Origin of the sequence: Gordonia sp. ABSL11-1 (assembly GCF_030315685.1) — a bacterium.
Taxonomy (GTDB): Bacteria; Actinomycetota; Actinomycetes; order Mycobacteriales; family Mycobacteriaceae; genus Gordonia.
This window is the reverse complement of sequence record NZ_JASXSI010000020.1, coordinates 15,713-37,174: the sequence shown is the minus strand read 5'-3', so window position 1 is coordinate 37,174 and position 21,462 is coordinate 15,713. Positions and strand designations below refer to the sequence as shown.

19 protein-coding genes are annotated in these 21,462 nt (G+C 67.1%); 10 read left to right on the top strand and 9 right to left on the bottom strand.

All coding sequences use genetic code 11. The features are described 5' to 3' along the window. The first annotated feature begins 203 nt into the window (after nucleotides 1-203). The 4 genes from QSJ19_RS19910 (at nucleotide 204) to QSJ19_RS19895 (ending at nucleotide 7,872) form a co-directional block, all read left to right on the top strand. Complete coding sequence (locus QSJ19_RS19910) at nucleotides 204-3,971, top strand: lipid II flippase MurJ (protein ID WP_286322734.1); 3,768 nt, start codon at nucleotides 204-206, stop codon at nucleotides 3,969-3,971. A 22-nt stretch (nucleotides 3,972-3,993) separates the two neighbouring features. Beyond that, entirely contained in the window at nucleotides 3,994-5,454 is a 1,461-nt protein-coding gene (locus QSJ19_RS19905) for an MFS transporter (protein ID WP_286322733.1), read from the top strand. Beyond that, entirely contained in the window at nucleotides 5,444-6,958 is a 1,515-nt protein-coding gene (locus tag QSJ19_RS19900) for a pyridoxal phosphate-dependent decarboxylase family protein (protein WP_286322732.1), read from the top strand. Before QSJ19_RS19905 ends, QSJ19_RS19900 begins: the two co-directional genes overlap by 11 nt. Before the next feature lie 98 nt (nucleotides 6,959-7,056). Further along, the gene (locus QSJ19_RS19895) at nucleotides 7,057-7,872 is read left to right on the top strand and encodes an alpha/beta hydrolase (RefSeq protein ID WP_286322731.1); all 816 of its coding nucleotides are present in this window, start codon (nucleotides 7,057-7,059) and stop codon (nucleotides 7,870-7,872) included. Here the strand turns inward: QSJ19_RS19895 and QSJ19_RS19890 are convergent. Further along, entirely contained in the window at nucleotides 7,821-8,789 is a 969-nt protein-coding gene (locus QSJ19_RS19890) for a sterol desaturase family protein (RefSeq protein WP_286322730.1), read from the bottom strand. The two genes, QSJ19_RS19895 and QSJ19_RS19890, sit on opposite strands and share 52 nt — an antisense overlap. A gap of 147 nt (nucleotides 8,790-8,936) precedes the next feature. Between QSJ19_RS19890 and QSJ19_RS19885 the strand changes: the two genes are divergently transcribed. The 6 genes from QSJ19_RS19885 to QSJ19_RS19860 all read left to right on the top strand — a co-directional run bounded on the left by QSJ19_RS19885 (nucleotide 8,937) and on the right by QSJ19_RS19860 (nucleotide 14,353). Next, nucleotides 8,937-9,635, top strand: coding sequence for a TetR/AcrR family transcriptional regulator (locus QSJ19_RS19885; protein ID WP_286322729.1), 699 nt, complete (start codon nucleotides 8,937-8,939; stop codon nucleotides 9,633-9,635). 145 nt (nucleotides 9,636-9,780) lie between these two features. Further along, the gene (gene sigM, locus QSJ19_RS19880; protein ID WP_286322727.1) at nucleotides 9,781-10,341 is read left to right on the top strand and encodes an RNA polymerase sigma factor SigM; all 561 of its coding nucleotides are present in this window, start codon (nucleotides 9,781-9,783) and stop codon (nucleotides 10,339-10,341) included. A gap of 156 nt (nucleotides 10,342-10,497) precedes the next feature. Continuing rightward, the gene (locus QSJ19_RS19875) at nucleotides 10,498-11,370 is read left to right on the top strand and encodes an RsmA family anti-sigma factor (protein ID WP_286322726.1); all 873 of its coding nucleotides are present in this window, start codon (nucleotides 10,498-10,500) and stop codon (nucleotides 11,368-11,370) included. 155 nt (nucleotides 11,371-11,525) lie between these two features. Continuing rightward, nucleotides 11,526-12,530, top strand: a complete 1,005-nt coding sequence (trxB, locus tag QSJ19_RS19870; protein WP_286322725.1) for a thioredoxin-disulfide reductase — start codon at nucleotides 11,526-11,528, stop codon at nucleotides 12,528-12,530. Nucleotides 12,531-12,598: 68 nt separating this feature from the next. After that, complete coding sequence (gene trxA / locus QSJ19_RS19865) at nucleotides 12,599-12,937, top strand: thioredoxin (protein WP_286322724.1); 339 nt, start codon at nucleotides 12,599-12,601, stop codon at nucleotides 12,935-12,937. 207 nt (nucleotides 12,938-13,144) lie between these two features. Further along, entirely contained in the window at nucleotides 13,145-14,353 is a 1,209-nt protein-coding gene (locus QSJ19_RS19860; RefSeq protein ID WP_286322723.1) for an N-acetylmuramoyl-L-alanine amidase, read from the top strand. Between the two features lie 39 nt (nucleotides 14,354-14,392). On the opposite strand, the gene QSJ19_RS19855 is transcribed toward QSJ19_RS19860, so the two are convergent. The 8 genes from QSJ19_RS19855 to rnpA all read right to left on the bottom strand — a co-directional run bounded on the left by QSJ19_RS19855 (nucleotide 14,393) and on the right by rnpA (nucleotide 21,456). Beyond that, nucleotides 14,393-15,256, bottom strand: coding sequence for a hypothetical protein (locus tag QSJ19_RS19855; protein ID WP_286322722.1), 864 nt, complete (start codon nucleotides 15,254-15,256; stop codon nucleotides 14,393-14,395). 141 nt (nucleotides 15,257-15,397) lie between these two features. Then, nucleotides 15,398-16,453: a ParB/RepB/Spo0J family partition protein gene (locus QSJ19_RS19850; protein ID WP_286322721.1), complete on the bottom strand. Its 1,056-nt coding sequence runs from the start codon at nucleotides 16,451-16,453 to the stop codon at nucleotides 15,398-15,400. 109 nt (nucleotides 16,454-16,562) lie between these two features. Further along, nucleotides 16,563-17,504 (bottom strand): ParA family protein, encoded by a 942-nt coding sequence (locus QSJ19_RS19845; RefSeq protein WP_286322719.1) that lies wholly within the window; start codon nucleotides 17,502-17,504, stop codon nucleotides 16,563-16,565. A 149-nt stretch (nucleotides 17,505-17,653) separates the two neighbouring features. Further along, nucleotides 17,654-18,364, bottom strand: a complete 711-nt coding sequence (gene rsmG, locus QSJ19_RS19840) for a 16S rRNA (guanine(527)-N(7))-methyltransferase RsmG (RefSeq protein WP_502876273.1) — start codon at nucleotides 18,362-18,364, stop codon at nucleotides 17,654-17,656. Between the two features lie 154 nt (nucleotides 18,365-18,518). Next, nucleotides 18,519-19,202, bottom strand: a complete 684-nt coding sequence (locus QSJ19_RS19835; protein WP_286322717.1) for a Jag family protein — start codon at nucleotides 19,200-19,202, stop codon at nucleotides 18,519-18,521. Between the two features lie 92 nt (nucleotides 19,203-19,294). Next, entirely contained in the window at nucleotides 19,295-20,632 is a 1,338-nt protein-coding gene (yidC, locus tag QSJ19_RS19830) for a membrane protein insertase YidC (protein ID WP_286322716.1), read from the bottom strand. Between the two features lie 3 nt (nucleotides 20,633-20,635). Continuing rightward, nucleotides 20,636-20,983, bottom strand: a complete 348-nt coding sequence (gene yidD / locus QSJ19_RS19825; RefSeq protein WP_286322715.1) for a membrane protein insertion efficiency factor YidD — start codon at nucleotides 20,981-20,983, stop codon at nucleotides 20,636-20,638. Then, entirely contained in the window at nucleotides 20,983-21,456 is a 474-nt protein-coding gene (gene rnpA, locus QSJ19_RS19820; protein ID WP_286322714.1) for a ribonuclease P protein component, read from the bottom strand. Before rnpA ends, yidD begins: the two co-directional genes overlap by 1 nt. Between the last annotated feature and the right edge of the window lie 6 nt (nucleotides 21,457-21,462).

Here is a 21,462-nt window from a genome sequence, read left to right as displayed (position 1 = left end):
GCGGGGCCGATGGCCCTCGGCGCCGTTCCCCCGGCGGTCCGGCACCGCTGTCCGGTCCGGTGGCCGACCAGCCGCCGCTGGCCGGCCGTGGCGGGCCCCCGCCGCCACCGCCGCGCCACATCCCCTCTCGCCCCGCTGCGGGTCCGGCGCCTCGGGGTGCCGGCACCGCGACCCGGGCGCGCGCCTCGAGCGGCCCGGACCAGATGACGAGCGGCCAGAAACCGAGCACCGAGAAACCGACCGAGCAGGGGCCGTCGAACGACCTGGCGCGCGATTCCGACTCCAGCATCCTGAGGACCAGCGGTTCGATCGCGCTGGCCACGCTGACGAGCCGCATCACCGGGTTCATCCGCACCGTCCTGGTGCTGGCCATGCTCGGCCCGGCGATCGCCTCTGCGTTCCAGGCCGCGTACGTGCTGCCGAGCATGATCGCGGAGGTCGTCCTGGGCGCCGTGCTCACGGCGATCGTCATCCCGGTGCTCGTCCGCGCGGAGGCCGAGGATCCCGACGGTGGGCGCGACTTCATCAACCGGATCTTCACGCTCGCCGTGGTGACGCTGGGCACCGCCACGGTCGTGGCGATGATCGCCGCACCGCTGCTGACGTTCCTCAACGTCGGCGACGGCGACGTCAACCGGTCCCTCACCACCGCACTCGCCTACCTACTCCTGCCGGAGATCCTCTTCTACGGCATGTCCGCGCTGTTCATCGCGATCCTGAACATGAAGGGGTTCTTCAAACCGGGCGCGTGGGCACCGGTGCTGAACAACATCGTGCAGATCGCGACCCTGGTGCTGTACGCGCTGATGCCGGGTGAGATCACGCTGAACCCGGTCCGGATGACCGATCCGCAGCTGCTGGTCCTCGGCATCGGCACCACACTCGGCGTCGTCGTGCAGGCCGGTGTCCTGCTGCCGTGGATCAGGCGCGCAGGCGTGCGGTTGGCGTGGAAATGGGGCATCGACGCCCGACTCCGACTCTTCGGCAACATGGCCCTCGCGATCGTCACCTACGTCGCGATCCTGCAGGTCGGGCTCATGATCACCTACCGTATTGCGGCGCACGCCGACGCCTCCGGCATCAGCGTGTACGTCACCCACTGGCAGTTGCTGCAACTCCCGTACGGCGTGCTGGGTGTGACGATCCTGACCGCGATCATGCCGCGACTGTCCCGGCACGCCGCCGCCGACGACGACCACGCCGTCGTCGACGACCTCTCCCTGGCCACGCGGCTGACGATGGTGGCGCTGCTGCCGGTGGTCGCCTACATGACGTTCTTCGGCCCGGTCATCGGCATCGCGGTGTTCAACTTCGGAAAGTTCGACGCCGAGCATGCCTCCCAACTCGGTTCGGTGCTCGCCTGGGGTGCGTTCACGATCATCCCGTACGCGATGACGCTCGTGCAGCTGCGCGTCTTCTACGCCCTCCAGGACGCCTGGACACCGACCGCCATGGTCCTCGGCATCACCGCGGTGAAGGTCGTGTCCTCCTATCTCGGGCCGGTGCTGTTCGACGATCCGGAGATGGTGGTCCGCTGGCTCGCGTTGTCGAACGGTCTGGGATATCTGGTCGGCGCGATCGTCGGTCACTTCCTCCTGCGCCGACGCCTGCACAACGAGAAGCTGACCGACGTCTACCGCACCACCCTCGTGACATTCGGGGTGTCGATCGGTGTGACCGCGATCGTCTGGGCCGTCTCGAATCTCTCGGGACTGCACCGCCTCACGAGTGAGGTCGGCAAGTTCGGATCACTGGTGTATCTGATCCTGACGGCGGTCGTCGTGCTCGGCGTCACCTACGCCGGACTGGCCGCCGCCCGCGTCCCCGACGTCGTCTCGATCGGGATGTCGGTGCGGCGCATGCTCGGCCGCTTCATCCCCGCCTTGGCTCCTCCTGAGCGTCCGGTAACAGAATCGGCACCGACCATCACGGTTCAGTTTCCGCGGATCAACACCGACGAGTCGCTCCCGTACTCTGGACAGGTACAGGTGCTCCGGCGATTCGACCGGGGCACCGCCACATGGCAGTCGTACTCGGTTCACAGCGGCGGGGCCGCGCGTTTGCGCGACGGCGGCGAGATGCGTCTCCATGCACCCCGTGACATGCGATATCGCAGGAGAGGAGCTCGGCGCGTGAGTGAGAATGAGATCGGGTCCACCGGGGACACCGAGATCATCCCGGACGCTCCGGACAAGGGCTCGGTGACGGTCGACGACAGGTCGCAGGCCACCCGGGTGTCGCGGGGCGACGGTGTCGACCCGGCGACCGAGCAGCTCTCCGACCCGTCGACCGCCCCGACGTCCGATACGCCCGAATCAGCCTCCGAGACAGACACTTCCGCGACCGGTTCCGATCAGACGGGTCCCGGTCCGGCAGCTGCCGGTGGGGCACGGTCCGGCACCCCCGGGCCGACCGCGCGTCCCCGGCCACGCGGTCCCCGACTGGTCCCCGGCGCGGCCGTGGCCGGCGGACGGTATCGCCTGCTCGATCACCACGGCGGCACCCGCGGACTCCAGTTCTGGCGCGCACTGGACATCAATCTCGACCGTGAGGTGGCGTTGACGTTCGTCGACGCCGACCAACTCGCGCCACCGCCGGAACGTGGTGAGTCGGCGAAGATCACCGACGAGGGTCCGCAGGGCGTGCTGTCGCGGACGCTTCGCCTAGGACAGATCTCCTCCGCCGGAGTGGCGCGCGTGCTCGACGTCGTCCGCGGTTCGTCGGGTGGCATCGTCGTCACCGAATGGGTTCCGGGATCGTCGCTCACCGAGGTCGCCCGGTCCCAGCCGTCCCCGATCGGTGCCGCGCGCGCTGTCCGCGCGCTGGCCGCCGCCGCCGAGATCACCCACCGCTCCGGCGGTGCACTGTCCATCGACCATCCCGACCGGATCCGGATCAGCACCGACGGCAACGCCGTCCTCGCCTTCCCCGGCACCCTCGCCGGCGACGACAAGTCGACCGACGTCCGAGGTCTCGGCGCCGTACTCTACGCGCTGCTGCTGGCCCGCTGGCCGCTCGATCCGGAGAACGGTACCGATCTGGTCACCACCGACGACACCACCGAGCCGGTCGGCGGGTTGCCGATCGCCGAGCCCGACGACAAGGGCAACCCGATCGAACCGCGCAAGGCACGGCCGGAGACGCCGTTCGAGATCTCGGCGGTGGCCGCTCGGGCGCTCGACGGTCAGCGCGGAATCCGCACGGCCGGGACGGTCCAGCATGTCCTCGATCAGGCGACCGTCGTCGACCTGAACACCGACATGCTCCCGGCGATCACCGGCGACGCGCCGCCGATCGCCATGACGTCACCCCAGCAGGAGAAGGCGCCCGAACAGCAGGGCCGACGTAACGTGGCACTCCTCGTCGGCGCCGGCTTGCTCACGCTGTTCATCGTGATCGCGCTGATCGTGTGGGCCACAAACATCTTCGGCTCCGACGGCGACAACACCGACATCGACTCGATCCTCACCACGTCATCGGCGCCACCGGCTCCCGGGACCGCGAGGGCCGCGGCACCTCCACCGGCCGCTCCGGCGCCGATCCCGTTGCAGGGGGTCAGCCTGGTCGACCTGTCCAATCAGCCGCCCGACAGCACGGCCAACCTGGGCAACGTGATCAGCGGCGCCGCCCCACCGTGGCGGACCGACACCTACCGTGGCTCAGCGGACTTCGGCGGACTCAAGCCCGGTCTCGGGCTGATGTTCAACCTCGGCGGTCCCAAGGCCGTCAAGACGGTGACGATCTCCTCCCCGACGCCGGGATTCGCCGTATCGATCCGTACGTCGGCGACCGCCCAACCCACCCTCGCGCAGACACGTGAGATCGCTGCGGGCACAGTGAATCAACCGCGGACGACCATCACCGTGCCCGATCCGCAGCAGAGTCCGTTCGTGATGGTGTGGCTGACGTCTCTGCCGCAAGCGCCCAACGGTTATCAGGCCCAGATCGGGCAGATCTCTATGACCGCCTGACACCGGAGGGGTAGACATAGGTGTGCTCGTCCGCCGCCGACCTGCCCCATCTCCGCCCGGCACCCGGGATCACCTGACCGGTGCCACCGTCGGCCGCTATGCCATCGGATCCGTCGGCACGGCCGGCTTCGCCACCCTCCCCGGACTCGTCCTCGTCTACTACCTGACCGACACGCTCGGGGTCGCGGCGGCCGCAGCCGGTGCGATCGTCGCCGTCGCGAAGATCTGGGATGTCCTCATCGACCCGGTCATCGGGACGGCCAGTGATCGCAGCCTCCGACGACACGGGTCTCGACGCCCGATGATGATCGTCGGGGCGGTGGCGCTGCCGATCTTGTTCGCACTGACGTTCGCGGTTCCCGCTGCGCTCGCCACGCCCGCTGCGGCACTCTGGGTCGCCGCTGCATTCCTGCTCACCGCAACGGCATTCAGCCTCTTCCAGGTCCCCTACATCGCGCTGCCGGCCGAGCTGACCGACCGCTACGACGAGCGGACACGACTTCTCACCGCACGGGTCGTCGTGCTGACCGTCGGCATCCTCGCCTTCGGTGCCGGCGGTCCCGCGCTGCGAGAAATCGGTGGATCCGATCGCGTCGGCTACCTCGTCATGGCCGTGGTCGCAGGGTGCGTGATCGGCGTCAGCCTCCTCATCGCCACCCGCAGCGCGCCCCGCGCGGCCGGCCCCCGTGGCATCACCGTCGGTGCGCAGCCGGACGCGGACACTGATTCGACGCCGCTCGCCGCGTATCGCGCCGCCGTCACCGTCCTGCGCCGCAGCCGTCCGCTTCGACTCCTCGTGGGCGCATTCCTCCTGCAGGGTCTGGCCACCGGCCTGATGCTCGCCGACGGTCAGTACATCGCCACCTGGATCCTCGACGACGAAGGTGCGGTCTCCGTGTTGTTCGCCGCCCTCATCGCTCCGGCGCTGGTGTTCGCCCCGGTGTGGGGTGCCGTGGCCCGACGCATCGGAAAGGAGTCCGGATTCTTCATCGCGACAGTCATTTTCGCCGTCGCCACCATCGGTCTGTGCGGGCTGCGGTGGTCACCCGGCTGGTGGGTGTACCCGGTGATCGGCATCGCGGGTGCCGCGTACGCCGGGATGCAGTCCCTCCCGATGGCGATGATCCCGGACGTCATCTCCGACGACGAGCGGCGGCACGGGCCGGGCTCGGCAGGCATCGTCGGTGGGGTGTGGACAGCGGGGGAGACGACCGGCATGGCGCTCGGCGCGGTGGTTCTCACGGTGTTCCTCACACTCGGCGGCTATGTGTCCTCCGAGGCGGACACCGACATCACCCAGCCTGCCGCCGCGACGACGGCGATGATCGTCGCCTTCAGCATCGTCCCTGCGGCGCTCGCGGCCGGGAGTCTCGTGCTCATACGCCGATATCCGTTGCGCCGCAGCGATATCGACAGCGATCAGCCCAGGGACAGCGATCAGGCTGGAGACGGTATCGGTGAGGGAGGGCCCAGTGCCGGATGAGATGACACCCGGCGAGACTCCTGCTGGTCGGGTCGCGGAGATCCTCGCGCGGCTGGCAGACCTGCGCGCCGACGACGCCCCCACGCACGGAGGTCGGGTGCTGTCCTACGTGTACGACTCGGGGCTGGCCGAAGTCGACGACCTCGCTCGTACCGCTGCCGCGTCGGTGCAGGCGGTCAACGGTCTCGACCCGACCGCGTTCCCGTCGGTGGCCCGCATGGAGGCCGATGTCATCGCCTTCGCCGCCGACCTCGCGCACGGTGAGGCCTGCGACGCGCAGGTCGTCGGACTGGTCACCAGCGGTGGTACCGAGAGCTGCCTGCTGGCGGTGAAATCCGCGCGCGATCGCTGGCGGGCGGGAGGTGGTACGGGCGTACCGACGATCGTCGCACCCGTCACGGTGCACGCCGCCTTCCACAAGGCCGCACACTATTTCGGCCTCGAACTCGATCTCGTCCCGGTGGACGAGCACGGAGTCGTCGACGCCGACGACGTCATCGCCCGCCTGACGCCCCGGACCGCGATCGTGGTCGTGTCGGCACCGTGCTATCCGTTCGCCGTACTCGACCCCGTCCCCGAGATCGCGGCCGCCGCCTCCCGACAGCGCATCGCCTGCCACGTGGACGCCTGCATCGGCGGGTGGGTTCTTCCGTTCTGGGCGTCGTCAGAGGCGCTGTCGCCCTGGGATTTCCGTGTCCCCGGTGTCACCAGCATCTCGCTCGACGCGCACAAGTACGGCTTCGCACCGAAGGGAGCGTCGGTCCTGCTCTTCGCCGACCGCGACGCCAAACGGTCCGCCGCCTTCGCGACCACCCGGTGGCCCGGGTATCCGGTGGTCAATCCGACGATGCTGGGCAGTCGATCGGCGATGTCGCTTGCTGCCGCGTGGGCCGTCATCGAGTATCTCGGTCCCGACGGCTTCACCACACTCACCGACAGAAGTCGATCGGCGACCGACACACTCCGGCAATGTGTTTCCGGCATCACCGGCCTCCGTGTCGTCGGCGAGCCGGTGGGACCGCTGTTCGCGGTCACATCGGACATCGCGATCCCGGCAAGCGATCGCGTCGATCCGCACCTGTGGGCCGACGCGGTGGGGGAGCGGGGCTGGGTGCTCCAGCCCCAACCGGGGCTCGCACAACAGCACGGTCCGGTCCTCCCACGTACCACCCACCTCACCATCACACCGGTCACCGCAGACGAGATCGACGGTCTCACAGCCGCCCTCGTCGCCGGCGCGGATGAGGTCCGCGGTGTGGCACCGATCGATCTGGGCGAGCTGTGCACGGTGTTCCCGTCCCTGGCCGCCGACGACGGGCTGGACGCGTCGTCGGCGGGTGCACTGCTCGCCGATCTGGGACTGGCCGGCGACGACGACGCGAGCCCGCTGCCCGATCAGCTCGCCCCCGTCATGGCGCTACTCGACATCGTGCCCCATCGTCGCGCCGAGGCGCTGCTCACCGAACTGCTCGCCCGGCTGAACGAGCGCCCGCGCTCGGAGTAGGAGACCGACATGGCACGCTTCGCAGGGTTGTCGTCACACTCGTCGTCACGCTATGCGCAGCGGCCGGCGCCGTCGCGGCCAGAAACACCGGAAACGCCATGGCGGCAACCCATCACACGGTTGCGACCTCGACCCTGGCCACCACATGTGACCACCGGCCGACGTCGGTCCCGGTGCGCTGGCACATCCCGACCGGCACGCCCACCGGTCTGGTCTGGCTCCAGCACGGATTCGCTCGCACGGCCGACCATCTGCGCGTACTCGCGTCGTCGTACACCGACAGCGGGCTCCTCGTCGCGGCCACCTCCCTCGACGCCATCAGCGTGTCCGGGTGCGGCGTCGCCGTCAACGCCACCGACAACACCGAGTTCATCCGCGACCCGTCGCTCACCTTCGCACACGGGAACCGGCCGCCCAGCGCGGTGGAACGCAGCCTCGCGGCAGCGGCGCGGACCACCGGACGTCTCGCACCGACCGTGCCGGACAGCCTGCTCTTGTCGGGCCATTCCGCGGGTGGGGAGTTCGCCCTCACCGCAGCCGACGCCGTACGCACGGCGGATCCCGCCGACTACCGTCGTCTGCGCGGACTGATGCTGTTCGATCCGGTGAATTCATTCCTGGGGAACAACTTCCACAACTCGGCGCGAGAGCTGGGAGAGGCGGGACTACGGATCCGGGTCATCGCCTCACAGCCGTCACTGTCGAACACCTTCGGTCACGGTGTGCGGTGGATCGTGCAGACGACGCGGCAGGACTTCCTCGGTGTCGCACTCACCACCGGCATCCACATCGACGTCGAGGGCGACTCGACCGACCTGATCTCCGGCCACCGTACCGCCGCCTACTACCCGGGCGGCAGCTACTACACGCTGCTGCTGTCGTCGGGCACGGTGACCACGCTGCCCGTCCGGTGAGACCTGGTGTCCACGCGAGTCGCGGTCGCCGGCGCCCATCCGGGCGGGCCGAACACCAGGCCGAGGCGGGTGCGCAGACCACGCGCCCGTCGGACATCGCGTGCGATCGCGGCGTACTCGTGGGTCTGCAGCCGCCAGATGTTGTATGTCTCCACGGGTTTCGTCAAGCCGTAGGTGGGGCGGTGTGTCTCCGGCGCGAAGGTGCCGAACATGCGGTCCCAGATGATGAACGTGCCACCGTAGTTGCGGTCGAGATACTCCGCGTCGCTGCCGTGATGCACGCGGTGGTGGGACGGTGTGTTAAACACGAATTCGACTGGTGCCCAGAGCTTTCCGATGTGCTCGGTGTGAATCCAGAACTGGTAGATCAGGTTCAGTGAGTAGACCGCGAACACCAGGGCGGGTGGAACCCCGAGCAGTGGTAGCGGCAACCACATGAGGATCCCGGCACTGTTGTTCCATTTCTGTCTCAGTGCCGTCGTGAAGTTGAAGTACTCGCTGGAGTGATGCGCCTGATGGGTGGCCCAGACCAGCCGCACCCGATGCGCGATCCGATGCTCCCAGTAGAACAAGAAGTCCAGGCCGACGACGGCGATCACCCAGCTGTACCAGGAGTCCGTCGGCAGCTGCCATGGCGCCACGTACGCGAAGATCGCCGAGTACGCGAGCAGCGCAAGCGCTTTCCACCCGGCACTGGTTGCGATCGAGACCAGCACCATGAGCAGGCTCGCACGCGAGTCCCGCGGGTTGTACGAACCGCGCTCTGACAGAGTGTCATCGGTGCGCGACGACGGGCGGTCGATGTCGGTGTGATCGAGCTTCCACGCGGCGAGCCACTCCAGCGCGACCATCGTCACGAAGAAGGGGATCGCGACCACGGTCGGCTCACGCATCGCCTCCGGGAGGAAGTCCAGCATCTCGGTTCTCCTGCTTCGGCCATCTGACACGAGAACATGTCAGATCAAGATTTCTGACACGATAGCGTGTCAGATAGAGTCCTGTAAAGGCATCCGTCGCCACCACCAGCACGGACACACCGCCGACGACCCTGGGGAGCCGATCGCATGTCCACGCCCGAAGGCCGCCGCTACGGCGGAGCCGACGCGGACGAACGTCGGGCGCGGCGTCGCGCCGACCTCGTCGCCGCGGGCGTGGACCTGTTCGGGTCGGTGGGATTCGCCGGCGTCACCATCAAGCGCATCTGTGATCACGCGGGCCTCACCCAGCGCTACTTCTATGAATCGTTCACCGATCGTCATGCGCTGCTGGCCGCGGTGTACGACGACTGCGTGGCCGTCGCACGGGCGTCGACGGTGGCTGCGGCATCGGGGTATGTCGCCGATCGCGCCGGAGCCGGTGTCGCCTCGATGGATGCGCCTGCCGTCGCCCGTGCGACACTCGGCGCCTTCGTCCGCACGTTGGCCGAGAATCCCCGGCGCGCACGGATCATGCTCGTCGAGGTCGTCGGCGTCCATCCCGACCTGGAACGGTTGCGGCTCACCGCTATTCACGGGTGGGCCGACCTGATCCTGTCACTCGCGCTCGGCGACCGCCCCGCGGAGCGATCGCAGCGCCTGACGGCGATCGGGCTCGTCGGCGCGGTGACCCAGCTGCTGGTCGACTGGCATACCAGTTCGGCGGGCGAGTTCGCGGGTTCCGACACGGCCGATGGTGTGCTGCCCCCCGACCTGTTCGAGCTCGACGCGATCCTCGACGTCTCCGTGGCCTTGTTCGTCGCCGCATACGAACGACTGCTGGACTGATCGCGGCGCCCGGGAGCCGGGTGCACGCGGGACCGGCTCGCCGAGCTCTCCGGCGCGATCCACAGGCAGGCCGGTGTCCCCAATTCTGTGGACAACGCGCAGGTCAGTGGCACTGCGAGGCGTGTGGTCGATTAGGGTTGCGCGCATGACTCGGGGGAGCGTCGACGCGCGCAGCGACGAGGACTTACTGCTCGCCCACGTCCGCGGAGATCCCGGCGCCTTCTCCACCCTGATCGAACGCCATCAGGACTATCTGTGGGCCGTCGCCTGCCGCACGAGCAGCAACGCCGACGACGCGGCCGATGCGCTCCAGGACGCCCTGCTCAGCGCCCATCGCATGGCAGATCGGTTCCGGTCCGATGCCAAGGTCACCAGCTGGCTGCACCGGATCGTCGTCAACGCCTGCCTCGATCGCATCCGCCGCAATCGCCTCCGGGCGACCGTGCCGCTGCCCGACTGGGACGTCGCGCAGTACGCCGACGAGCACGATCACATGGCCGCCGTCGACCTGTCGCTGTCGATCGGCCGGGCTCTCGACGAACTCCCCGCCGACCAGCGCGCGGCGATCGTCGCCGTCGACGTCGAGGGTCTCTCGATCGTCGAGGCGGCCGAGCGACTCGGGGTCCCCACGGGGACCATCAAGAGCCGATGCTCACGCGGTCGGCTGCGGCTGTCGCAGATCCTGGGGCACCTTCGCGACCCCTGAGGGCCACCCGGCAGAATTCTCCGCGACACCGATGGAACCGGACCGCGGCCCGGTGCGTCCTAACTGTGACGATCGACGACATCAGTCGCAGAGCGAGCCCGGTATCCACCCTCGTGGGGCGGATCCGGTCGGGGGGAGAAGTGGGAGAGTGGAACGATGATCCCGCCGGGAGCAGGGGACGATTCCCGCGAGAAGGGAACCGGTCGTGGCAACGCGACCGGTCGCGAGGACGAGCCCGGCGATAGTGGACCAGAGACGGGATCGACGAGCCTTCCCGCGCCGCCGTTCGCCCCGGAACTGCTGGCCGATCTTCACGCGGGTCTGCTGCCTCGTGATGTCGCCGACCACTTGTGGTCGCACCTCGACGACGACCCCGACGCCCGCTCGATCCTGGCCGCACTCGACCGCACCACCGAACGACTGCGCTCCACACCACCACCGGCTCGGCCCGTGCCTCCGGACGTCGCTGCGCGGACCCGCGCCACGCTCGATCGGATCAGCGCCGAGGTGTCGGCGGCCGGCGATGATCGAGTCGTCGCGCTGGGCGGTGACCGCAGCAACGCGGGGAACCTCCGCCGCACGCATCGGACGGCCTGGTGGGCGGCCGGTGGTGTCGCGGTGGCCGCCGCCATCGCCGTCGTCGTGGTGATCTCGACCGGTCTGCTCCGAACATCCGACGGCGAGTCGGATCCGGGGAGATCCGACCCCGCGATACAGGCCCAGCCGTCGGCCCCGTCGACCGTCGACGACCTGGACGCCGCAGACCGCGTGACACTGCTGTCGGTCCTCGGCAAACAACAGTTCGCGCCGTTCCCGTCGGCGGCCGCACTGCGAGAGTGCATAGCGGCGAACGGAGTGCCCCCCTCGATCGCGGTTCTCGGAACCGGTCCGGTCACCATCAGCGGGCGCGAGGGCGTCGTCATCCTGTTCGCCACCGGGGTGGCCGGACGGTTCGATGCGCTGGTGGTGGGTCACGACTGTGCGACGGGGAACCCGGCGACGATCACCCGGACGGTCATCGGTGGCTGACATCACCCGCCGACCCATCTGATCTGGTCACAGCCGGTACGTGCGTCGGCCCGCCGGGACTCACCCGGGAACATCTGCCTCTACCCTGATGTTGAGACAGCCGAGACACCGATGCCGCCGAGACCATGGCAGGCATCGTCGAGCACGGAGGACGGATGACCCAGCACGACAGCCAGCAGATCCACGACCTGATCATCGTCGGTTCGGGCCCTGCCGGATACACCGCGGCGATCTACGCGGCCCGCGCGGAGCTCGCCCCGATCGTCTTCGAGGGCACCCAGTTCGGCGGCGCGCTGATGACCACCACCGAGGTGGAGAACTTCCCCGGATTCCAGAACGGCATCCAGGGTCCGGCTTTGATGGACGAGATGCGTGAGCAGGCGATCCGCTTCGGCGCCGACCTGCGCATGGAGGATGTCGACACCATCCGCCTGGCCGGACCGGTCAAGGAGGTCGAGGTCGGCGGTGAGGTCTACCGCGCACGCGCGATCATCCTGGCCATGGGTGCTGCGGCGCGCTATCTCGGTATCGAGAACGAGCAGACGCTTCTGGGCCGCGGTGTGTCGGCATGTGCCACCTGCGACGGCTTCTTCTTCAAGGATCAGGACATCGCCGTCATCGGCGGTGGTGACTCCGCGATGGAGGAGGCGACGTTCCTCACCAAGTTCGCCCGGAGTGTGACCCTGGTACACCGTCGCGACGAGTTCCGCGCATCGAAGATCATGCTCGAACGCGCCCGCGCCAACGAGAAGATCCGGTTCGTGACGAACTCCGCGGTGACCTCGGTTCTCGGCGATACTTCGGTCACCGGCCTGGGCCTGACCGACACCGCGACCGGCGAGTCGAGCACCATCGACGTGACAGGCATGTTCGTCGCGATCGGGCACGATCCGCGCAGCGAACTGGTGCGCGGACAGATCGATCTCGATCCGGAGGGTTACGTCCAGGTCCAGGGTCGCACCACCTACACGTCGCTGCCCGGCGTCTTCGCCTGTGGTGATCTGGTCGACCACACCTACCGTCAGGCCATCACCGCCGCGGGCAGCGGATGTTCCGCCGCGATCGATGCCGAGCGCTGGCTCGCCGAGCAGGGTGATCTCGACATGGAACCCGCCGTCGAAGGTGAGTTCGTCGTCGTGGATGCCCCGGCCAACGCCTGAGGCGCTCCGGCCTGAGTGACCCGCTCGAGAGAAACCACATTCTTCCGACGTCCATAAGGAGGACACCCATGGGAGCAAATACCGTCGCCGTCACCGACGCGACCTTCAAAGACGAGGTTCTCGGCGCCGACAAGCCGGTCCTGGTCGATTTCTGGGCGACCTGGTGCGGACCGTGCCGCATGGTGGCACCGGTTCTCGAGGAGATCGCCCGTGACCACGGCGACAAGCTGACCGTCGCCAAGGTCGACGTCGACGAGAACCCGGCCATCGCGCGCGACTTCCAGATCATGTCGATCCCGACCATGATCCTGTTCGAGGACGGCAAGCCCACCAAGACGATCGTCGGCGCCAAGGGTAAGGCCGCCCTGCTGCGCGAACTCGACGGAGTCGTCGGTTCGCCGGCGTAACACCTTCACCTGCGCAGATGCGGGTCCACACGCTGGGCCCGCAGACGCAGGCACCCGATGATGGCGCCCCGAGTGGCGCCATCATTTGGTCGTGCCGTCGTGACCTGAGAGAATGCTCCGTGATTGCGACGGTGCGCTGGTGAGCACCGATCAACCGGACATTCACACCGTGCCCATCCGCCGCACTGCCAGTACGAGGAGTTGCTGATGCCGTTGTTCCGCCTCGGGGATCATGGCTCGGCTGTCGCCGAGATCCGGAACATCCTCGTCGGACTCGGGATGCTGACATCCGGCCCGGCCACACACACCCTCGCCGGGGACAACCCCTCCGGCGAGAGCCTCTCCGGCACGATCAGCGGCTGGACTCCGCCCGAGGCCGTCTTCGACGACGCCTGCGATCGGGCCGTGCGCGCCTTCCAGCAGGAACGCGGTCTCATCGCCGACGGCATCGTCGGGCCGGCGACCTATCGAGCACTTCGCGAGGCGTCCTACCAACTGGGCACACGCGTCCTGCTGTACCGGTTGTCCGCCCCGATGGTCGGCGATGATGTCGCCACCCTCCAGGGACGACTGCAGAACCTCGGCTACTACACCGGCCTCGTCGACGGTACGTTCGGGGAGACGACCCACAACGCGGTCTGCCTCTATCAGAGTGAGTACGGTCTGTCGTCCGACGGAATCTGCGGTCCGTCAACACTCCGTTCGCTCGAGCGTCTCGGCACTCGCGTCACCGGTGGGTCACCCCACGCCATCCGCGAGGAAGAGCATGTCCGGCGGTCGGGTCCGCGCCTGAGCGGGAAGCGAATCCTGATCGATCCAGGCTCCGGTGGACTGCACGAATTCTCCACGGGCGCAACCGCTGAACTCGAATCCTCGGTGCTCTGGGATCTCGGCGCCCGGCTCGAGGGCCGGATGGCCGCGGCCGGTATGGAGACCTTCCTCTCACACGATGGGCGGGGACGTCCCGGCGACGACGAACGGGCCCGGGTCGCGAACCTCATCGACGCCGATCTGATGATCGCATTGCGGTGTGGCCATTACCCGAATGAGCGGGCCAACGGTGTCGCATCGTTCTACTTCGGCAACTCGCACGGGTCGTTCTCGACCATCGGTCGCAACCTCGCCGGTTTCATCCAGCGTGAGATCGCCGCCCGCACAAGGCTTTCCGATTGCCGAACCCACGAGCGAACATGGGATGTGTTGCGCCTCACCAGGATGCCGGTCGCTCTGATCGACGTCGGGTACATCACCAACAGCATCGATGTCGAAACCCTGAACGATCCGCAGACACGCGACATCATCGCGGAAGCAATCCTGGTCGCCGTGAAACGGCTCTATCTCCTGGGCGAGAACGATCGCCCGACCGGCACATACACGTTCGCCGACCTGCTTGCCGCGGAGCGGCTCTCCAGCTGACCGACCTCTCCCGCTAATCGACCTCTCCGGCCGATCAGTTCAGCGTCGGTCGCGTAGGCCCACCGGCACCGCGGCTGGTCGCTCGCGTCCGGCGAGGTCGATCGCGGCCATCAGCACCAGGTTCTCGAGGGCGTGCTCGACCTCGTGCTTCCAGCCCAACCCTTCGTCGAGTTCAAGACGGAACCTCGGGAAACGGGGATGCGACGCCACGACGTCGAAGCCGGAATCCTTCAAGAAGTCCGCATCGATGATGCAGTCGACGCACAGATCGGACTGAGGGCTGTCATGCATCGCGCGGGTGATCTCGACGATCGCCTCGTCACCCCAGGAGCTGAGTTCACTGGAGATCGACTCGAGCGCCCCCAACTCGGTGATGTCCTCGGGATGCGAGGCCGGAAGTGTAGGGGAGGACGGTTCGGTGGCCCGGGATCCTTGACCCCGAGATTCGGCGGGCGTCCGGACGATGCCGAAGGCCTCGACGGCACGAACGCCGCGGCGCACGAGATCGGTGAGCACGCTGTCCAGCAGAATCGGTGCCGCCTCCTCGAAACCGGGTTCGGCGCGGATCGACGTCAACAAGACCGCATCCGCACTGACCGGAGACGTCGGAAAGAGCCGCGACCGGGGAACCCGACCCGGCGGAGCGTAGAACGCGGTACCGACGAAATTGCCGGTGTCTCCGTCGACGGCGACCTGACCACACGTGCCCCATTCGAGGAGCAGTCCAGAGATCCACGCCTCCTTGTCGAACTCGCTCTCGAATGACCCGAGATCACCGAACAGCTGAGTGTCGACGGCATGCGTGGACGAGGTCGGATCGACTTCCCAGAAGACACAGCGGCGGGTGTGCAGCGGCAACGACTCGAACGATTCGAGGTCGAGACGAGTGACCGCGAGATTCATGCCGACAACTCCCAGCAGACGATGCGCAAAAGTCCGAAAGTGCTGTCGGGCAATGTATTTGGAACTCTCACGACGATCCTTGCTGGTCTGCTGTCACTGTGACGTATCATCCGGGTGGCCCGGTGACGGATTTTCACGCGGTCACGAGACCCCTCGAGGGTCGATCACCCCGACGATCCGTTCCAGGTCCTCGACCGAACCGAACTCGACGACGATCTTGCCTTTTCGCTTCCCGAGACTGACTGTAACCCTCGTGTCCAGACGGTCGGAGAGTCGCTCCGCCAGATCTTGGAGGCCCGGCATCTGCATCGGTCGTCGCTTGGCGGGGGAGGAGGACGGGCCGGTACTGCTGTCGTCGCCGCGATTGGCGAGAGTGACAGCCTCCTCGGTGGCGCGCACCGACAGACCCTCCGCGACGATCCGAGCCGCAAGAGCTTCCTGCGCTTCGCTACCGATGTCGAGAGACAGCAGCGCCCGTGCATGACCTGCCGACAGCACGCCGGCCGCCACGCGACGTTGCACGGGGATCGGGAGCTTCAGCAGCCTGATCATGTTGGTGATGAGCGGACGCGAGCGACCGAGGCGGTTGGCCAGTTCCTCGTGGGTGACGCCGAATTCCTCGAGCAGCTGCTGATATGCAGCCGCCTCTTCCAGCGGGTTCAACTGCGCGCGGTGAATGTTCTCCAGCAGCGCGTCGCGGAGCATGTCGGCGTCGGCGGTCTCCCGGACGATCGCCGGGATGGCCTCGAGTTCGGCCTCCTGACTGGCACGCCAGCGCCGCTCACCCATGACGAGTTGATAGAGCACGCCGTCCGCAGTCGGGACGGGCAGTCGGCGCACGACGATCGGCTGCAGCAGGCCGAACTCCTTGATGGAGTGCACGAGCTCGGCAAGCGCTTCCTCGTCGAAGACGGAGCGTGGCTGCTGCGGGTTGGGCTGGATCTCCGACGGTGGGATCTCGCGGTAGACCGCGCCCATCTCGTCAGCGGTCGGGGTGGGGGAGCCGTCGGACGAACTCGTTGCGGCGCCGGGATGATCCTGCGTCGCCGTCGGCCCCTTGCCGATCACCACGTCGGCTGCCGCAGAACCCAGCCGCGGACCGCCCGGCGAATCATCCTCGGGCGGACCGGTCGGGATCAACGCGGCCAGGCCCCGACCGAGACCACCTCGACGCTGTGCGGCTTCTCGCTGACTCACCACTGTGCACTCCCTGCTTCCACCGTCGATGACGGTGACAGACGAACCATCTCGATGTCGGATCCTAACGGCATCGTCTGACGCCGGACTCTGGTCGACTGCGCGAACATCAGCTGACACCGCGCATCGCGAGTTCCCGCGAGGCGTCGAGGTAGCTCATCGATCCACGTGAACCCGGGTCGTACTCGATGATGGTCATACCGAATCCGGGCGCCTCGGACACTTTGACACTGCGCGGGATGATCGTCTGGAGCACCTTCTCGCCGAAGTGTCGCCGTACCTCGTCAGCGACCTGATCCGCCAACTTGGTCCGGCCGTCGTACATGGTGAGGACGACGGTCGAGACATGGAGCGCCGGATTCAGATGCGCTTGGACCAGTTCGATGTTGCGGAGTAGCTGACCCACACCCTCGAGCGCGTAGTACTCGCACTGGATAGGGATCAACACCTCTTTGGCCGCCACCATGGCGTTGACGGTGAGCAAACCGAGCGACGGTGGGCAGTCGATCAGCACATAGTCGATTCCGAGGTCGGTCAGCGTCTGCTGATCGAGGGCGTTACGGAGGCGGTTCTCGCGAGCGACGAGCGACACGAGTTCGATCTCGGCGCCGGCGAGGTCGAGGGTCGCGGGGACGCAGAAGAGCTTGGCGTTGTTCGGGCTCTGCTGGATGGCGTCGGACAGACGCACCTCGCCGAGCAACAGTTCGTAGACCGACGAGATGTCGGGCGCGCGGTGGTCGATGCCGAGTGCGGTGCTGGCGTTGCCCTGCGGATCGAGATCGATAACCAGAACACCGAGTCCGTGGAGGGCCAGCCCCGCAGCTATGTTGACGGTTGTGGTCGTCTTGCCGACCCCACCCTTCTGATTGGCGATCGTGATGATGCGGGTCGTCTGGGGACGGGGGAGTTCACCCGCACCGCCGGGCGTCAAGATCTGACTCGCCCGTGCGGCCGCCGCTCCGATCGGTGTGTCGTCGAATCCCTGGCCCGGGGTGGGGGAACCACCGCCGAGGATCGTTTCACGTGAAACACTCGGGTCCTGTTCGACCACGCTTGGACTCCTTCGCCCGACTTCATAGCCTTCGGCGCTCTGGCCCGCCCGGGGTTTCGGATCGGGAAGCTCGGCGCTATCAGTGGCCGCCGACGATTCAGCGGTCTTTCGTCTATTCTGCGCCCTCCGAGTACTCCACACCAATCCGGTCACCCCTTCTGATTCCGTGTTCGCGATCGGGCGCGGTCACGCCCGTCGCGACCCCGCTTAGTGCCCACGACTGCGGTCGTCGCCACCTCGAGGACGTCGCTTCCACACGTCTCGACATGCAGATCCGAGATCCCGGTCCGGCCGACGAGAGCCTTGTCCCGTTCGATCTCCTCGGCCGCCGACGACCCCTTGATGGCGACCAGTCTGCCGCCCTCGGTGATCAACGGCGCCGACCACTTTGCCAACCTTTCGAGTGGCGCCACCGCACGCGACGTCACCACATCCGCGCCTCCCACATCGGCTCGGACGGTCTTCTCCTCTGCCCGTCCTCGCACAACGCGGACATCGAGCCCGAGCTCGCCGACGATCCGGTGGAGAAAGTCACTACGTCGCAGCAACGGCTCGACGAGGGTCACGCTCAGATCGGGTCGAGCAATCGCCAGCGGGATTCCCGGCAGACCGGCCCCGCTTCCGATGTCCACCACTGACGTGCCATCCGTGATGAGCTCACCGAGAACTGCGCAGTTCAGAATGTGGCGCTCCCACAGGCGCGGCACCTCGCGCGGACCGATCAGTCCCAGCGTCACACCGTCGGTCGCAAGAGCCGAGTGATAGCGGCCGGCCAAGTCTGCACGCGCGCCGAACACCGCTGCGGCCGCCGGGGGAGGGGACTGATGGTCCGATGCCTCGGACTGTTCCACGTGAAACATCCTTTCACTGATGGCCTGCGATCCCAGAGCGTTTCACGTGAAACACGACCGGCTGCCACAAACCACATCCATGTAATTCTCTCTGTCGGAGACGACAAAGTCCCGGCCACCCGGCCGGGACTTTGTCTGTAGATCTTCTGCTGCGTCGCGGACGTCAGCTGGACCGCAACACGACGACTCGACGCTTCGGCTCGGCACCCTCGCTCTCGCTCACCACACCGTCGACAGCAGCAACAGCATCGTGGACGATCTTCCGCTCGAACGGCGTCATCGGGTCGAGCTCTTCACGCTCGCCCGACTTCTGCACGCGCTCGGCGACCTCGGTGCCCAGTCGGGCGAGGCGGTCACGGCGATCTGCACGCCACCGCGCGATATCCAGCATCAGGCGACTACGGTCACCGGTCGACTGCTGCACCGCGAGACGCGTCAGCTCCTGCAGCGCGTCGAGCACCTCGCCCTTGCGACCGACAAGCTTCGTCAGGTCGTCACCCCCGTCGATGCTGACGATCGCGCGGTCACCGTCGACGTCAAGATCGATATCGCCATCGAAGTCGAGGACATCGAGAAGCTGCTCGAGGTAATCGCCGGCGATCTCGCCCTCCTCGACCAGACGCTCCTCGTCGTCGAGCTCGTCGTCGTCGTCAGAATCATCGGAGTCGGAATCATCATCCGAGATCTCATCATCACCCTCAGCGCCCTCAGCCTCAGCACTCTCGGCCTCAGCACTCTCGGCCTCAGCCGTGTCGATGGCGTCGGCGCCGAGCGCCTCGGCCGCCACGGGCTCTGCGGCGTCCTCTCGGATCTCCTGCTCTTCGTGCGCAGTGGTCTCTGCTGTCATCTCACGTTCCACCTAACTCTGCTTCTCATCCAACGTCCTGTGTGCCACTCGCGCATACGGGGGAGGGGAGTGGCTGCCCTCGGATTCCCGGGTCAATGGCGTCCGCCGGGACGCCCACCTTTTCGTCGGCGCTGGCCACCCTTGCGGTTCTTGCCGGCCACGTGTGCGGTGCCCGACTTCTGCGCGGCCGACGCGTTCGGGCTCCGGGTGCCGGCCGAGCTCGCACCCGACGAGCCACCCGCCGATTCCGTACTCGCCTTCGCCGACGACGCATCCGCCTCGACATCCGCGGCCGCGTCATCGTCCGAGACGCTCGACGACGCCGACGATGACACATCAGCAGACGCCGACGACGCGGTGGTGCCGGCGTCCCGTCGGAGGAACTTCTGCAGACCGCCGAGGATGCCGGCCTGAGCTCCCGTCGACGACGCTCCGGTGGACGTGTCGGTCACCACGGAGTCGTCAACGCCCTCGGCATCGGTATCGCCTGCCTTGGCCTGCTTGCGGGTCACCTCCGGCCGGGCGCCCGGCTTCGGAGCGTTTGCCCTCTGCTTCTCCTGCTTGGCCAGCTTGGCTTCTTCCTCTTCCTTCGCGATGCGACCGAACACCAGGTGCTGCTGCCCGTAGGTCCAGATGTTGTTGCTCATCCAGTAGAGGAGGATCGCGACGGGGAAGAACGGACCGGTCGCGAGGATGCCGAGGGGGAAGATGTACAGCGCGAGGTTGTTCATCATCCGGGTCTGGGGGTTCTCCAGAGCCGCCTCCGGCTGACGGGCCACCGAGGCGCGAGAGTTCATGTGCGTCGCGATCGACGCGATGATCATCATCGGGATCACCACGATGGCGATCTGGCTCCGCGTGAAATCGATCGGCGAGCCCGGCTCGACGAACGCCTGGAACTCGGCAACGGGCTCGGTGATGAACGACGACAGCGGAACACCGAACAGACGAGAATCCAAGAAGTTCTGGACGAGTTCCGGGCTGAAGGCATAGTTGCCGAGACTGCGGGTCTCTTCCGCGGTCATGCCCAGCTGACCCATGCCGGTCGCCATACGGTTGAACGAGCGCAACACGTGGAACAGACCGATGAACACGGGGATCTGCAGCAGCATCGGCAGACAGCCGAGCAGCGGGTTGAAGCCGTGCTCTTTCTGGAGCTTCTGCATCTCCTCGGTCATCTTCACGCGATCCTTGGCGTACTTCTTGCGGATCGCCTGGAGCTGAGGATTGATCTCCTGCATCTTCTTCGTCGTACGGATCTGTTTGACGAAGGGCTTGTACAAAATCGCGCGCAGGGTGAACACGAGGAACACCACCGACAGCGCCCATGCCACACCGTTGCCGCCTGGACTGTCGGGCGTGACATGGCTGAAGAGCCAATGCCAGACCCACATGATCCAGGAGACCGGGTAGTAGATGAAGTTCAGCACGGGTCAGTTACCCCTAACCTCGGACGGTGTCATTTCTCGGTCTTGTCGTTCACTGGATGTGAAGAGTTCGCGGAACCCGCGCTCGGGCACCGGGTCGTATCCCGGCTTGTGCCAGGGTCCGCACTTGAGCAGTCGGACGAGCGAGAGCCATCCGCCGTACAGGAAGCCATGACGGGTCAGGGCCTCGACCGCGTACGTCGAACAGCTCGGTTCGAAGCGGCAGATGGGAAGTCGGAGGGGAGATATCCAGGTGCGGTAGAGCTCGATCAGGAAGACGACGACGCGGCGTGGCGCCAGATGCAGTAGGCGCAGGGGAGTGGGTCGGTCGTCTACCCGATCAGGGTCGGTCATCAGGGCACCTGGGTTTCGGTCTGCTCGTGCGTGCGGCGTATCGCTCGTGCGGCGTCGAACACCTCACGCGCACGACGCCGGGTCAACGCATCGGCGATCTGATCGGCCAGGTCGAGACTGCTGCAGCCGGCGGCCGAGGGACGCGCCCGGATCACGAGCATCGTCTCGCGTATCTGAAAGCGAGGAACGCAATCGCGAAACGCCGCGCGGAGTCGGCGCGCCGTGCGGTGACGGACCACCGCGTTGCCGACCGCCTTGCTGACGATCAGGCCGAGCCAGGGACCACCGACGGTCGCGATGTCCGCCGAGACGACACCGCCGCGGACGTCAGCCGACGAACCGCGCACGGGGACAGGCGATCCCGCCATGGGCAGGACATGGACCACGAGGTCACGCGTCGTCACCCGCACACCGGTCTTCAGCGTGCGATCGAAGTCGGATCCACGAGAGATCCGATGCGCAGCGGCCACCATCGATAC

Bases quoted from the DNA above. Each gene is read 5' to 3' on its own strand.
- trxA (WP_286322724.1), top strand. From the start codon at position 12,599: ATGGGAGCAAATACCGTCGCCGTCACCGACGCGACCTTCAAAGACGAG.
- trxB (WP_286322725.1), top strand. From the start codon at position 11,526: ATGACCCAGCACGACAGCCAGCAGATCCACGACCTGATCATCGTCGGT.
- QSJ19_RS19855 (WP_286322722.1), bottom strand. From the start codon at position 15,256: ATGAATCTCGCGGTCACTCGTCTCGACCTCGAATCGTTCGAGTCGTTG.
- rsmG (WP_502876273.1), bottom strand. From the start codon at position 18,364: ATGTTTCACGTGGAACAGTCCGAGGCATCGGACCATCAGTCCCCTCCC.
- QSJ19_RS19895 (WP_286322731.1), top strand. From the start codon at position 7,057: ATGGCGGCAACCCATCACACGGTTGCGACCTCGACCCTGGCCACCACA.
- yidD (WP_286322715.1), bottom strand. From the start codon at position 20,983: ATGACCGACCCTGATCGGGTAGACGACCGACCCACTCCCCTGCGCCTA.
- QSJ19_RS19860 (WP_286322723.1), top strand. From the start codon at position 13,145: ATGCCGTTGTTCCGCCTCGGGGATCATGGCTCGGCTGTCGCCGAGATC.
- QSJ19_RS19890 (WP_286322730.1), bottom strand. From the start codon at position 8,789: ATGCTGGACTTCCTCCCGGAGGCGATGCGTGAGCCGACCGTGGTCGCG.
- sigM (WP_286322727.1), top strand. From the start codon at position 9,781: ATGACTCGGGGGAGCGTCGACGCGCGCAGCGACGAGGACTTACTGCTC.
- QSJ19_RS19835 (WP_286322717.1), bottom strand. From the start codon at position 19,202: ATGACAGCAGAGACCACTGCGCACGAAGAGCAGGAGATCCGAGAGGAC.
- QSJ19_RS19910 (WP_286322734.1), top strand. From the start codon at position 204: ATGACGAGCGGCCAGAAACCGAGCACCGAGAAACCGACCGAGCAGGGG.
- rnpA (WP_286322714.1), bottom strand. From the start codon at position 21,456: ATGGTGGCCGCTGCGCATCGGATCTCTCGTGGATCCGACTTCGATCGC.
- QSJ19_RS19885 (WP_286322729.1), top strand. From the start codon at position 8,937: ATGTCCACGCCCGAAGGCCGCCGCTACGGCGGAGCCGACGCGGACGAA.
- QSJ19_RS19875 (WP_286322726.1), top strand. From the start codon at position 10,498: ATGATCCCGCCGGGAGCAGGGGACGATTCCCGCGAGAAGGGAACCGGT.